We start from the raw sequence: 13,204 nt of genomic DNA on the forward strand, positions 1-13,204 counted from the left end.
CCGCAGGTGATACCGATACAGGCACAGGTTCGGCAGCAATCATCACCGGCGCAAAGGTCAGGGCAGGCTCATTTCCGAGAAGGCCCTCGCGATAGTCCTTCCGCCAGCGCGTCAGCAACGCGCGAGAGATATCGTGACGCCGCGCCGTCAGCGCCACGCTGCGCGGGCGCGACAGGCTTTCCTCGACGATACGGATCTTCTCGGCAGCCGACCAGCGACGCCGCCGACCACTATCGGTCACCGAGAGAACCTCGACTTGGGAACTGAAGCTATGGGTGTCCATAGCTTCAGCCTCCTACATCCATCCCACCTTCAGCGTCAGACGGTCCTCACCGGGAGCTTACATTATCCCGGACGAAGGCATCGGCTTTGCGTTGCTAATGACCATCCGCGACCCTAAGGGAATCGCTCCTGTCTACGACGAAGTTCGAGCTGAAGTTCTTAGACGCGGTTTGCGGCTGGCGGACATTACAGCCCAAGCACGAATTCGAGTCTAGAGGTCGCTCCTTATCGTCGCCGATTTTCGCGTGACTTGCCAAAAACCTCCGGAACAGAGGTGATCAGTTTGTACGATACGTGTGAACGGGTATTTCGCTGCGTCGCAACCGAGCGGCAGCTTCCGGGAATGCGGCAAAGCAGCATATGTCGAGGCCGACCTGCGGCTATGGGCCGGAAGTGAAGAAGCGCGGCGCGGATCACGCACGACCGCCTGTCGCGCTTCCGCAAGCCGCCTTAAAACCCTAGCCCGACTTTGCGAACGGGGTGGTGCGAAGGTGGTGTAGCCTCCCGTTCTCAAGCTTAGCCACCTCCAGGGCCCGGATGGTTCCCAAGAGCGGGAAGCCTCCGAGGGAAGAAGTGTCCAAATTCTTGATAATCGTTCGATCGGGGTTCGTCGCGACCGTCATGTGTGGACGGTAGGTGATATCTTCCTTTTGCTCCGCCCTCTGAGCGCCTTCGTAGAGTTGCTCATGCAGTGCCGCTAACTGGGAATTTCCGGTCGAACTGACGAGTAGCAGTTTATAGGTCTTTTCAAAGGCATCGCGTGTAATCTCCTCTGAGACGAATGACATCTCAAACTGCGATGACCTGTTGGCCACCGCCTCGCAGTGTTCCAGGAACTCATGAGGGCGAGTATTCATCAGCCCGAACACGAGAGTTACGTGTGGGGGGACGAGTTCGGCTCTGGCCGGCTCGTTCTCGGTCCGAAACTGACGAATGCGTTCGGCGATACTCGGCTCAAATTGCGGATATGCCAGGACGTAAATCATCACGACACAGTGGGGAAAACTGCACCACGGGTCAACGATTGCCTGGTTCCCTCAGCGGGGGCGGGTCACCTTGTGTCTCGCGCAAAGGCCAGAATTCTGCCAACTTTCAGGTTGCGCCATGGTGGTGGTGGAAGGCGCGACCGTTCCACGTCAAACGGGAGACACCACCATGATCGCTCTCGGAATCCTTGCATCTTTCGCGGCCATTGCGGGCCTGTGCTGGTTGGTGTTTACCCTCGCAGTCTTCGCCCTGCCGTTCCTCGTTGGACTTCATACCGGCATCTGGGCTTATGGAACTGGCGCGGGCTGGCTCGGTGCAATCCTCGTCGGCGGCTTTGCCGCCGGCTTGACGCTGGCCATCGGTCAGGTGCTGATCATACTCGTGCGCCCGCTCTGGGCGCGCTTTGTCATCGTGCTGATCTTCGTCGTACCCGCAGTCTTGGCTGGGTTCTACGCGACCCTCGGGATCATCAGGACTATGATGCCCTCGGAGACATGGCAGATGATCTTCGCCGTCATCGGCGCTGGCGCCGTTGGCGTTTCCGCCTTCCTCCGCATTGCCGGCATGGCCGCCGACACTTCGGACGGATTGGCCGTCGGCGCCTGACAATGCCAACGATCCGACGAGGCGGGCCCGGATCAGCGCTGGAATGCCATTCCGATCGTCAGGATGCCGGTATGGAGCGGTGTGCGGATCGGCATGAGACCCGCGTCGCTGCCCGTGGCTGAGCGGTGGGAATGGCGGACCGTTCGAGCGGCAGACTGCTCCTGTGATCGCGGGCGGCACGTCGGGCGGGGCGCTTGGAGAACGACGCGCAATGCCTGTCGCGGGCGAGCCAATCCGCCGGTGAAAGGCCGGTCAGGCTGATGAGCATCCGCGGTTGCCATCGTCTCCGTTCCTTACCCGTCCCATGTCCGCTCCATACGGCCCTTTCAATGGCCTGATCTGGCCGAAGACCGGCTGTGCCTCGACCGGCTTGGCGCAACAGCGCCGCCATAACTTTCTTCCCCTGGGCTGCGCCCATTCCGCGCGAGACAAGAAAGTTCTGCCTGTGCTGTCCGGCCCCCGGCACGCCGGGGGTGCGCCGCCGGTCGTCTTCGGCCTGTCGATCGCCATCGGGCCGTAATGGTGCGGACCCGGAAACGGAAAACGGAGACTTAAAATGGCAACCATCGGCACCTTCAAGAAGACCGGCAACGAATTCACCGGCGAAATCGTCACCCTCAGCGTTCAGGCCAAGGGCGTGCGCATCGTCCCCGACACCCGCGCCACCGGCGAGAACGCCCCCAGCCACCGGGTCCTCGTCGGCCGCGCCGAGATCGGCGCCGCCTGGTCCAAGCGCTCTGGCGAGGGCCGCGACTATCTGGGCCTCAAGCTCGACGATCCGAGTTTCACCGCCCCGATCTACGCCAATCTCTTCGATGAGGAGGACGGCGAGAGCTACGCGCTGATCTGGTCCCGCCCCAACGGTCGCCGCAGCGAGTAGCGGCGCCGTGAGGCCCCGGCCGACAGGCCGGGGCCCGCCCGCCAAACCGGGCAACCGAATCAGTTTTCCCGTTCGGCGGCGCCAAGACGAAAACGCGATATAAACGCGGAAGAAATCCGGTAGAGATTCTTCTGAGAGCGACTATAATAGTCGTAGTTCTGGTGTGCGCGCCGGGCCGGATGGGAGGTGATCTGCATGATCACCGCCCGACAATCGCGGGCCGCGCGTGCGCTTCTTGGCTGGACACAGGAGCAGCTTGCGGATGAGGCCCGGGTATCTTTGACCGCGCTCAAGCGCCTCGAATCCGAAAGCGGACTCGAGGTCTACGAGACCACGCGCGATCAGGTTCGACGGGCTTTTGAAGCGAATGGCATTCTGCTCCTGAACTCCGACCAGGGGATTGGAGTGATGCATGTTCAGGCGAAGGCCGTCCCGAAGGGCTGAGCTTTCCGGCACGTCTCCCCGAAGAGGGACGCCCGCCGTCGCCATGCTCACAAGAAGATCGAACAACCGTGCTAAACATGCTGGCAAACCGCAATGGGGTTGCGTGTGAGAAGAGGCGAATTGCAGGATGTACCGCCGCAAGGGACCGTGGTGACGGATTATGACCGTCGTCACATGACGCAATATATGCGTCTGCTCGATGCTGCCGGCGAGGGCGCGAGCTGGCAGGAGGCAGCGCAGATCATCCTGGGCCTCGATACGCAGAAAGAGCCTGAGCGGGCGCGCCTGGTCCATGATACCCATCTTGAACGCGCGCGCTGGCTGAGTTCCGAGGGCTATCGGCAGTTGGCGACGGGGCGCACCGGCTGAGAAGGTGATGCGTGCCACGCATCACCTGATGCCTTGGGGCGGACTTCCCAAGTGATTGATCTCCCGGAATCCTTTTCCTGAGATCAACCCAGGGGAGAGGCGATGCCATGCAACCCGACCGCTCGAATTGGCGTGACCAGGCGGCCTATGACTATCTCGATGATCTGGCCGCGCCGGAACTCGGCTGGGAGTGCCTGCGCCGTAATCCCGAGTATCAAGATGACTATGCAGAACTTGCAGGGGGACCACCTGAGAGGGCTGACCTGAGGGATCAGGTCGGCCGTCGATGGGGTCTGTGCTTTCCCGATACGGCCCGGTTTGGCCGCGACTGTCGCCGAGATATTCTGGCGCCCCGAAATCGATACCAGCGCCGTGATCCTCGCGGTCGCCCCTGAGGTATTTTCTGAAGAGACAGACGCCCCCGGCGGTGAGATAGTCGCCCCGAAGGGCCGGGCATCCCCCATTGGTAAGCACCTGCGCCACAGGCTGCCGGACGGAACAGACCTGCATCTCGTCGTTCCCCTGAAGCAGCACGGTCGGCTTGTGGCTACCGTTCCGCTCGGCTCCGAGGGGCTTGACCGCATGGAGGCGATCCAGCGGCTCCTGGCGGACCTGCACCGCCGTCGATCAATCCCCCGCGACACCCGTCTGACCGCGCAGCAGAAAGCGCGGCTGCGGCGTGTCCTCCAGGCCTCCGACGCCGCCTTCGACGGCGCGACCCAGAAGCAGATCGCCGAGGTGCTGTTCCGTACCGGTCATCTGGACCGCGATGAATGGCAGGTCTCCTCGGCCCGTTTTGCCGTCTCCAGCCTCCTTCGTGAGGGGCGTGACCTGATCGCCGGCGGCTATCGCAAGCTCCTGCGTCACCAGCGCCGCCTCTAGGTCGGCGATCCCGCACCGCGGTGTGCGAATTTACCCCTGCCAACTCCCCACTGCATCTGACCGGACGCGCTTCGCCAACGTGACCGTCATCAGCCGCTGTTTCGCGGCAGTGGTCACACACAGCAGGGAGACGCCCGATGTCCGCCATCTCAACCGAACTTCCCCCGCGCTATCTGCGCACCAAGGAAGCCGCGCAGTTCCTCAGCCTGTCCGCTCGCACGTTGGAGAAGCACAGGACCTACGGCACCGGTCCCGCCTACCACAAGCTGGGCGGACGTGTGGTCTACGCGATCGAGGACCTGCAGGCCTGGGTCGGACGCGGCGCTGTCACCTCGACCTCCGATCCGCGCGGACAGGTGCTGCCGGCGAAACGCCAGACGCTCGCCAATCTCCAGCAGCCCGGCCGCTTCGTGCGCTGACGTGGCGGCAATGCCGTCATGACCGATGGACGCAAACCCCGCTCCGAGCGTGGGCAGCTCGATCTGTTCCGCGCGCTGCCCGGTGACTTCGCCCCCAGAGATGCGCAGGACCTCATGGCCTATCCCTTCTTCTCCCTCGCCAAGTCGAAGCGCGTTGCGCCGATCGACTTTGCCGCTGGCAGCGTCAGCATCCGGGTCGAGGCGGTTCCCGATCACGGCATGGCCACGATCTGGGATGCCGACATCCTGATCTGGGCGGCCAGCCAGATCGTCGAGGCGCGTGACGCGGGCCTGCGCACTTCCCGGCTGATGCTTGCCACCCCATATGAGATCCTCACCTATGTCGGTCGCGGAACTAGCGCGCGGGATTACCAGCGCCTGAAGGCGGCGTTGGATCGTCTGCAGTCGACGACGATCTCCACCTCGATCCGGCAGCCGGCTGAAGGACGCCGCCATCGCTTCTCCTGGATCAACGAATGGCAGGAGCGCAGCGACAGGGACGGGCGCCCGGACGGCATCGAACTGATCGTGCCCGACTGGTTTTACCAAGCGGTGCTCGACAATGCGCTGATCCTCACCATCGACCGGGCGTATTTCGACCTGACCGGCGGGCTCGACCGCTGGCTGTATCGCCTGGTGCGCAAGCACGGTGGCCGACAGCGCGATGGCTGGCGGTTCGATTTCCATCATCTTCACCAGAAGTCCGGGGCACTGTCGCCCTTCAAGCGGTTTGCCTTCGAGCTTCGCGACATCATCCGGCGGCAGCCGCTGCCGGGCTATACGCTCTTTCTCGAGACTGAGGTTGGTGGCCGCAAGCTGCTGGCCTTCGAGCCCGCGCAGGGCTGTGGAAAACCTGTGAATGCGCTCGTGCTATCGGGAACCCGGACTATCGTGCCATCAGGAACCGGGGGCTCGTGCTATCAGGAACCCAAACAGGGTGCAACGTATGGAAGCAAAAGCGGAAATCGCTCTCTTAACTTAGAATCTAACGAAGACTCTAACTTTGAAGAGCGCGCTGATGGTGTGGAAAACCTCATCCGTGCCACCGCAAAAAGCCTCAGCCAGGCCGGTAAGACGAAGGCAGCCGTCGCCCCATCGGTGCTGCGACCGGCTTCCGATCAGGGTGTTGCAGCAGCCTCCGATCATCCAGATACGCCCCGCCTTCCTCTCGAATTGCCGGGAGGTGGCAAATGATCATCGCTCTGCTCAAGCAGAAGGGTGGCGTCGGCAAGACGACGCTTGCGCTTCATATTGCTGGTGAATTGGCGATACAGGGCAAGCGTGTCACCCTGATCGATGCCGACCCGCAAGGCTCCGCTCTGGACTGGTCGCAGCAACGCGCCCGCGAAGGTCTGCCGCGGCTCTTCGGCACCCTCGGCCTGGCCCGTGACACCCTGCACCGCGAAGTCCCCGAACTTGCCTGCACAGTCGACCATGTTGTTATTGATGGCCCACCGCGTGTTGCGGGGCTCATGCGCTCAGCGCTGCTCACCGCCGATCTGGTGCTGATCCCGGTCCAGCCCTCGCCATTCGATGGCTGGGCCTCTGCCGAGATGCTGTCCCTCCTTGCGGAGGCCCGCATTTATCGGCCGGAACTTGTCGCCCGCTTCCTGCTCAACCGCTGCGGCGCGCGCACCGTCATCGCCCGGGACACTGCCGAGGCGCTGGCCGATCACGATCCTCCTGTGCTTGCCAGCACGATTTGTCAGCGCGTCGTCTTTGCAGATGCGGCACAAACTGGTCGCCTCGCCAGTGACATTGACCGTCAATCGCCTGCTGCCCGAGAGATCGCGGCGCTGACGTCTGAGATCGGGCGCCTCGGTCTTGGGAAGGTGGCGGTATGACCGGGCGCAATGACAAGCGTGGTTTCGCCGCGCGGCCAGTCGATGCCGAGACCTGGATCAAGGCTGGCGAGGCGCCATCCGCACACGGTCGCGCGGCGGCGATCTATACGGCCCGGCTCACCATCGACATCACCCCGGACCTGCGCGGTCGCATCAAGGTCGCAGCCTTCAGCCGCGGCGTCACTGTCGCTGACATGCTGCGCGAGTTGCTCGGGCGCGAATACCCGGAACCCGAAGGAGAACCTCAATGACCGGCTTTGTGATCCCCGGCGTGACCGGAGACGGACCGTTCGACGCCCATTCCCGCGGCGAGCTGACGCGCGTGGAACTGACCTGGGTGGAGAAGCGGATCGAGTTCTGGATCAGGTTCGGCCAGGCGGCCGGGGAACAGATCCTCGACCGCAGCCGCCGCATCGTCTTCTTCCGTCCCGGCGCCGTGTTTGGCTTCGTCCGCTGGGCGGCGAATGACTATGGAACCGTCGTCTCGCGCATCGACATCGTGCGTGCGGTCGCGCCTGGGAGCGCCTGTCAGACGCTGCCCTTCGTGCGCCCAGGTGGCGAGATTTTGTTGAAGATCGAAGGCTGGCCCAAGGTCGAGAAGGTCCTCCGCCATGTCGATGCCATCGAGGGTCTCGGCATCGATCCTGCCGAGGTCGATCCCTATCACTGGCACCATGTCGCCCACTGGATGAAGGCGGGCGCAGCGCCACGACGCTATACGGCGGAACGCCATGCCGCATGGCTCCGGCGTCGGGAGATCGGAAAATGACCCGTGCCCGCTACATCATGGCGACGGTCGCGGCGCTCGCCGCCGTCATCGCCGGCAGCGTTCCGACTGCGCCACGGCTGGTCTGGAACGCCTCGGCCAGCGTGCCGATTGGTCTCTACGCCATCGCGCCGGCGGATCGGCTCGAGGTGCCAGATCTGGTCGTGGTCATGCCGCCCGAACCCTTTGCAGGTTTCATGGTCGCGCGCGGCTATGTCGGTCGCGATGTGCCGATCCTGAAGCGCGTCACCGGGCTGCCGGGACAACGGGTCTGCCGTGACGGCGCCGCGATCACCGTCGATGGCAGACACCTGGGGGAGGCGCGAGAGCGCGACAGCCAGGGCCGCGATCTTCCTGTCTGGCAGGGCTGCCGCACCATCGTAGAGGGCGAGGTCTTCCTGATGAACCCGGCGGTCTCTGACAGCTTCGATGGCCGCTACTTCGGTCCGTTCCCCACCTCGGCAGTGATCGGCCGGGCCAGTCCACTGTTCACCGACGAGGGTAGCGATGGCCGCCTCGTCTGGCACGCGCCGGAGAGGTGACGGCGCGTTCATGGCGGGACGTGCAAGCGGCCCGCATCCCACTCACCGCTTAAAGAAGGAGTCTCCAATGCCGCAAATCGGCCAATTCAAACGTACCCCGTCTGGCTATGCCGGACAGCTGCGTACGCTCTCTCTCGACCTGGAACTGACATTCGTTCCCACCGACACCGTCGACTCCGAGAAAGCTCCCGCCTATCGCATCCACCTCGGTGACGAGGAGGGCCCGGAGGTTGGCGCGGGCTGGAAACACACCGGCGAAACCGCAGGGGCTTTCGTTTCAGTCCTGCTCGATGATCCGGTTTTCCAGCATCCGATCCGCGCCCGCCTGTTCCAGTCGGATGAGGAAGGCAGGGACTGGGGGTTGCACTGGACCCGCCCGAAGAAACGCGACGAGCAGGACTGACGATGATCGCGTCCTGCACCCGTCCCGCCTCGGGGAAGGGTGGCATCTGCCACCGCATTCTCCTCCTTCTTCTTTCCGGCCTCTTCCTCCCGGCCACCGCCACGCAGCCGCTCTTGGCGCAAACCGGTGTGCCCGAACACGCAATCGCCGCGCATCCCTATGCCGCCCAGGTCACCGAGGCATCGCAGCGCTTCGGCATTCCGACGACATGGATCATGGCCGTGATGCGGACAGAGAGCGCGGGCGATCTGCGCGCGGTGTCTTCCGCTGGCGCGATGGGGCTCATGCAGGTCATGCCCGACACCTGGGCCGGGCTGCGCATCCGTCATGGCCTCGGCCGAGACCCTTTCGAGCCGCGTGACAACATCCTCGCGGGCACGGCCTATCTGCGCGAGATGTGGGACCGCTATGGCGATGTCTCGGCGATGCTGGCGGCCTATAATGCCGGTCCCGCCCGCTACGAAGAATACCGACTGGCGGATCGTCCGCTGCCTCCCGAGACACGTGCCTATGTCGCTGCGCTTGCACCCGTTCTGCTTGGCGAGCGGCCATCGGGCACCGCTATCACTGCAGCCCGACCGCTCGATTGGCGTGAGGCGGCGATCTTCATCAGCCGCGAAGACGGGACGCTTGCAACCGATCCTGTGTTGCCTGACCGAAAGGTCGGCGGCGCTCCTTCCCCCATCCCGGCGGTGCCGCAGGCGGGCCTCACCCCGCAATCTGAGGGCCTCTTCGTCCAGCCGGAGACTGGTGAGGCCCGGCCATGATCCGCGCGACGACACTTCGCATTCCGTCGTGCTCTGGCGTGTCTTGGAGGGCGCAAGGAGTGGTGGCGGGCACCACGACCGAAGGATGGCAGGATAAAAGGGCGCACGGTGCGCGGCGGTTGGGCGGTTGTTTTTGTTCATGTTTTCGCCGCGTTCCGCACCGTGTGGCGTGTGCGCGCACCGTGCGAGATGTGCCTAACACTCTGATATTCACCGCGGTTTCGCACTGTGTGGGGAACTCCCATGCCCGATGATCGCGAGTTCCGCATCCGTCCGGGGGGTATCCGCTCGACACGGGCGCAGCAGGCCCGGCCCTTTGTCGCACAGGCCCTGGCTGCCGCGAAAAAGGCCGGGGGTGGTGTCTCGCGGGCCGGGCGCGTCACCCCGGGTAATCGGTCCCGCTTCGGGCGCGGTCAACGCGCCAGTATTCAGGCCAACCGCCTCATCACCGTCCGCACACGCGGCGCGGTGGTCAAGGCGCGTGTGGTCCGGCACAGCGGGAAATCCGCACCCCTCGGAGCCCACCTCGATTACCTGCGCCGGGATGGCGTGACCCGGGACGGGGAGAAGGCCAGTCTCTTCGGGCCCGGAACGGAGGATGCCGATGGCCGGGCCTTTGCCGAGCGGTGTCGCGATGACCGTCATCATTTCCGTTTCATCGTCTCGCCCGACGACGCGCCCGACATGTCTGACCTGCAATCCTTCACCCGCGATCTCGTCGGGCGGATGGAACAGGATCTCGGCACGTCGCTTGACTGGGTCGGCGTCGATCACTGGAACACCGCGCATCCGCATGTCCACCTGATCGTTCGCGGTATGCGCGACGACGGCCAGGATCTCGTGATCTCGCGGGACTACATCAAGGAAGGGATGCGGGACAGGGCACGGGATCTCATCACCCAGGAACTGGGCCTACGCAGCGATCTCGACATCCGGCGGACGCTTGAGCGACAGATCGGGGCCGAGCGCTGGACGCAGCTCGATCGTCAGTTGCTGCGGGACGCGGGGCGTTCGCGCATCCTCGAAATGGCGCCGGATGCGGATCGGCAGCCGGATGCGTTTCACGCGTTGAAGATCGGGCGGCTGCGGAGGCTGGAAGTGCTCGGTGTCGCCGACCAGATCGGAAAGTCGCAATGGCACATCAGGGACGATGCCGAGGCGGTGCTGCGCGAGATCGGGGAGCGTGGCGACATCATCAAGCGGATGCATCGTGCCCTGACGGACCGGGGGATCGAGCGCGGGTCCTCGAGTTACGTCCTTGCCGCAGAGAGCCTCGATGTTCCCGTCATCGGTCGTCTGGTTGAACGCGGTCTGGATGACGAGCTGAAGGGGACGGCTTATGCCGTCGTCGATGGTGTCGATGGCCGGAGCCACCATATCCGTCTGCCCCATCTCGACGCCGCCGGTGACAGCGCCCCAGGCTCGATCGTGGAACTCCGCACCTATGACGATGCACGCGGCCAGCGTCGTGTCGCGCTGGCGGTCCGGTCCGACCTGGACCTCGCTGCGCAGGTCTCCGCGTCGGGGGCCACCTGGCTCGACCGGCAGGCCATCGCGCGGGATCCGCTCGCGCTGTCGGACCAGGGCTTCGGTGCCGAGGTCCGGCAGGCCCTGGACGCCCGGGCCGATCATCTGACCTCGGAGGGGCTGGCCGAGCAGCGGGGCGGCAGGGTGGTCTTTGCCCGGCGCCTGCTCGGAACCTTGCGCGACCGGGAGCTGCAGGCGGTTGGCGCGCAGCTCTCTGGGGAAACCGGTTTGCCGTTCAACAAGGCTGATCCGGGTGACTACGTCAGCGGCATCTATCGCCAGCGTCTCGTGCTGGCTTCGGGCCGTTTTGCCATGATCGAAGGCTTTGGAGCTGACGGCGCGCTCGGCTTCCAGCTGGTGCCCTGGTCCCCCTCCCTCGAAAAGCATCTCGGCCGGGATGTCACCGGCGTCGCGCGCGGGGACGGCGGAGTGGACTGGGACTTTGGCCGCAAGCGCGGCCTCGGCCTCTGATCAACACACCGGAAAGGAGCGACAGTCATGTCCGCGACCAAGATCCTCTGGGGCCAGGTCTCCATCGTCTTCCTCATCATTCTGGCCACCACCTGGGGAGCAACGCAATACGTGGCCGCGAGCCTTGGCTATCAGGCACAGCTGGGCCCACCCTGGTTCGTGTTGTTTGGGACGCCCATCTACTATCCTCCCGCCATCTTCTGGTGGTGGTATTTCTATGAGGCCTACGCGCCGTCGGTCTTCGTGACAGGCGGGATCATCGCTGCCTCGGGGGGCTTCATCGCTATCGGTGTGGCCATTGCCATGTCGGTCTGGCGTGCCCGCGAGGCCCGCAACGTCGCGACTTACGGTTCTGCCCGATGGGCCGATAAGGGCGAGGTGAAGGCGGCTGGACTTCTTGACCCGGATGGAGTGGTCCTCGGTCGCTATGACCGGGACTACCTGCGCCACGATGGGCCGGAGCATGTGCTCTGCTTCGCACCGACGCGATCCGGCAAGGGGGTAGGGCTGGTCGTACCCTCGCTTCTCACCTGGCCGGGCTCGGCCATCGTTCATGACATCAAGGGAGAGAACTGGCAGCTGACCGCCGGGTTCCGCGCCCGGCACGGTCGGGTCCTGCTGTTCGATCCTACCAATCCGAACTCTTCAGCCTACAATCCCCTGCTCGAAGTGCGCCGCGGAGAGTGGGAGGTTCGTGATGTTCAGAACATCGCCGACATCCTCGTCGACCCCGAGGGGAGCCTGGAGCGGCGGAACCATTGGGAGAAGACCAGCCACAGTCTGCTCGTCGGTGCGATCCTGCACGTCCTCTATGCCGAGAAGGACAAGACGCTGGCCAGTGTCGCCAACTTCCTGTCTGACCCGCGGCGTCCCGTGGAGTCCACACTCCGCGCGATGATGCGGACCTCGCACCTGGGCGAGGCGGGGCCGCATCCCGTGGTCGCCAGTGCCGCCCGTGAATTGCTCAACAAGTCCGAGAATGAACGCTCCGGTGTGCTTTCGACGGCGATGTCATTCCTTGGCCTCTATCGAGACCCCGTCGTCGCGCAGGTCACGCGCCGCTGCGACTGGCGGATCGGCGACATTGTCGGGGAAGCGCGGCCCGTTACGCTGTATCTCGTGGTGCCGCCATCTGACATCAATCGCACCAAGCCGCTCATCCGCCTGATCCTCAACCAGGTCGGCCGACGATTGACCGAGGAGCTGCAGGGCAAAGATGATCGTCATCGGCTGCTTCTGATGCTCGATGAGTTCCCGGCGCTTGGCCGGTTGGATTTCTTCGAGAGCGCGCTGGCCTTCATGGCGGGCTACGGGCTGAAGAGCTTCCTCATCGCCCAGTCGCTGAACCAGATCGAGAAGGCCTATGGTCCGAACAACTCGATCCTCGACAATTGTCATGTCCGTGTGAGCTTCGCGACCAATGATGAGCGCACGGCCAAGCGGGTATCCGACGCTCTCGGCACGGCCACCGAGATGAAGGCGATGAAGAACTATGCCGGGCACCGTCTGGCGCCCTGGCTCAGCCATCTCATGGTGTCCCGATCGGAGACCGCGCGGGCGTTGCTCACCCCCGGAGAAATCATGCAGCTGCCGCCTTCAGACGAGATCGTCATGGTGGCCGGCACTCCACCGATCCGGGCGACAAAAGCACGGTATTACGAAGATGAGCGGTTCACCGAGCGGGTCTTGCCGCCACCCGACCTGGTGGATGTAGGCGCGTCCGGGAAGGATGACTGGAGTAGTCTGGCAGTCCCACCGCAGGACGACGAACCCGAGCCGGTATCCGGGACGGGACCGGAGGATGAGGACCCGACAGCGTCGGAGCGCCGTCTTCAGCCGGAGCTGGCGCAGACCCGGTCGGCCGACAGGCAGACACCTCTCGAGAACGAGTTTGAATTCGACCCACCCGAGGATGAGGAAGATGGCGCCATCCGCAATCGGCGCATCATGCAGCAGATGCGTGGTGTCGCGCGCCAGGTCTCCCTCAATCCCGACGACGGGATGGAGCTTTGATC

Annotated in this window: 18 protein-coding genes; 16 read left to right on the top strand and 2 right to left on the bottom strand. The window is 64.2% G+C overall.

Features of this window, described 5'->3' with window-relative positions; translation table 11 throughout:
- Both AQY21_RS28085 and AQY21_RS21170 read right to left on the bottom strand, forming a co-directional pair.
- Positions 1-283: transposase (locus tag AQY21_RS28085; RefSeq protein WP_082658211.1), on the bottom strand; the 283-nt coding region annotated here is incomplete at its 3' end.
- 457 nt (positions 284-740) lie between these two features.
- Positions 741-1,268 carry a 2'-5' RNA ligase family protein gene (locus AQY21_RS21170; RefSeq protein WP_058099578.1) on the bottom strand — a complete coding sequence of 176 codons (528 nt, stop codon included), beginning with the start codon at positions 1,266-1,268 and terminating at the stop codon, positions 741-743.
- A 169-nt stretch (positions 1,269-1,437) separates the two neighbouring features.
- On the opposite strand from AQY21_RS21170, the gene AQY21_RS21175 reads away from it, so the two are divergent.
- The 16 genes from AQY21_RS21175 to AQY21_RS21250 all read left to right on the top strand — a co-directional run bounded on the left by AQY21_RS21175 (position 1,438) and on the right by AQY21_RS21250 (position 13,202).
- Positions 1,438-1,875 carry a hypothetical protein gene (locus AQY21_RS21175; protein WP_058099625.1) on the top strand — a complete coding sequence of 146 codons (438 nt, stop codon included), beginning with the start codon at positions 1,438-1,440 and terminating at the stop codon, positions 1,873-1,875.
- Positions 1,876-2,431: 556 nt separating this feature from the next.
- Positions 2,432-2,755, top strand: coding sequence for a DUF736 domain-containing protein (locus AQY21_RS21185; RefSeq protein WP_011747836.1), 324 nt, complete (start codon positions 2,432-2,434; stop codon positions 2,753-2,755).
- A 195-nt stretch (positions 2,756-2,950) separates the two neighbouring features.
- Entirely contained in the window at positions 2,951-3,199 is a 249-nt protein-coding gene (locus AQY21_RS21190; RefSeq protein ID WP_058099626.1) for a helix-turn-helix transcriptional regulator, read from the top strand.
- Positions 3,200-3,292: 93 nt separating this feature from the next.
- On the top strand, positions 3,293-3,568 hold the full coding sequence (locus AQY21_RS21195) for a DNA -binding domain-containing protein (protein WP_058099580.1): 276 nt from the start codon (positions 3,293-3,295) through the stop codon (positions 3,566-3,568).
- A gap of 107 nt (positions 3,569-3,675) precedes the next feature.
- On the top strand, positions 3,676-3,963 hold the full coding sequence (locus AQY21_RS30280; RefSeq protein WP_369807818.1) for a transcriptional regulator domain-containing protein: 288 nt from the start codon (positions 3,676-3,678) through the stop codon (positions 3,961-3,963).
- On the top strand, positions 3,887-4,450 hold the full coding sequence (locus tag AQY21_RS21200; protein ID WP_238986852.1) for a DUF2285 domain-containing protein: 564 nt from the start codon (positions 3,887-3,889) through the stop codon (positions 4,448-4,450). Before AQY21_RS30280 ends, AQY21_RS21200 begins: the two co-directional genes overlap by 77 nt.
- Positions 4,451-4,587: 137 nt before the next feature.
- Complete coding sequence (locus AQY21_RS21205) at positions 4,588-4,869, top strand: AlpA family transcriptional regulator (protein ID WP_058099581.1); 282 nt, start codon at positions 4,588-4,590, stop codon at positions 4,867-4,869.
- Between the two features lie 18 nt (positions 4,870-4,887).
- Positions 4,888-6,063, top strand: a complete 1,176-nt coding sequence (locus AQY21_RS21210) for a replication initiator protein A (RefSeq protein ID WP_058099582.1) — start codon at positions 4,888-4,890, stop codon at positions 6,061-6,063.
- Positions 6,060-6,713, top strand: coding sequence for a ParA family partition ATPase (gene parA, locus AQY21_RS21215; protein ID WP_058099583.1), 654 nt, complete (start codon positions 6,060-6,062; stop codon positions 6,711-6,713). The genes AQY21_RS21210 and parA overlap by 4 nt, the downstream gene beginning before the upstream one ends.
- On the top strand, positions 6,710-6,964 hold the full coding sequence (locus tag AQY21_RS21220) for a hypothetical protein (protein ID WP_043870025.1): 255 nt from the start codon (positions 6,710-6,712) through the stop codon (positions 6,962-6,964). The genes parA and AQY21_RS21220 overlap by 4 nt, the downstream gene beginning before the upstream one ends.
- Positions 6,961-7,482: a DUF2840 domain-containing protein gene (locus tag AQY21_RS21225; protein WP_058099584.1), complete on the top strand. Its 522-nt coding sequence runs from the start codon at positions 6,961-6,963 to the stop codon at positions 7,480-7,482. Before AQY21_RS21220 ends, AQY21_RS21225 begins: the two co-directional genes overlap by 4 nt.
- Positions 7,479-8,021: a S26 family signal peptidase gene (locus AQY21_RS21230; protein ID WP_058099585.1), complete on the top strand. Its 543-nt coding sequence runs from the start codon at positions 7,479-7,481 to the stop codon at positions 8,019-8,021. The genes AQY21_RS21225 and AQY21_RS21230 overlap by 4 nt, the downstream gene beginning before the upstream one ends.
- Positions 8,022-8,088: 67 nt before the next feature.
- Positions 8,089-8,424 (top strand): DUF736 domain-containing protein, encoded by a 336-nt coding sequence (locus AQY21_RS21235; protein ID WP_058099586.1) that lies wholly within the window; start codon positions 8,089-8,091, stop codon positions 8,422-8,424.
- A gap of 2 nt (positions 8,425-8,426) precedes the next feature.
- A complete protein-coding gene (locus tag AQY21_RS21240) occupies positions 8,427-9,191 on the top strand; it encodes a lytic transglycosylase domain-containing protein (RefSeq protein ID WP_058099587.1) in 765 nt (254 codons plus the stop codon).
- Between the two features lie 243 nt (positions 9,192-9,434).
- Positions 9,435-11,189 (top strand): VirD2 family relaxase/mobilization nuclease, encoded by a 1,755-nt coding sequence (locus tag AQY21_RS21245; RefSeq protein ID WP_058099588.1) that lies wholly within the window; start codon positions 9,435-9,437, stop codon positions 11,187-11,189.
- Between the two features lie 27 nt (positions 11,190-11,216).
- The gene (locus AQY21_RS21250; RefSeq protein WP_058099589.1) at positions 11,217-13,202 is read left to right on the top strand and encodes a conjugal transfer protein TraG; all 1,986 of its coding nucleotides are present in this window, start codon (positions 11,217-11,219) and stop codon (positions 13,200-13,202) included.
- Positions 13,203-13,204 lie beyond the last annotated feature (2 nt).

Origin of the sequence: Paracoccus sp. MKU1, assembly GCF_001447385.1 — a bacterium.
In the GTDB taxonomy this organism is placed as follows: Bacteria; Pseudomonadota; Alphaproteobacteria; order Rhodobacterales; family Rhodobacteraceae; genus Paracoccus.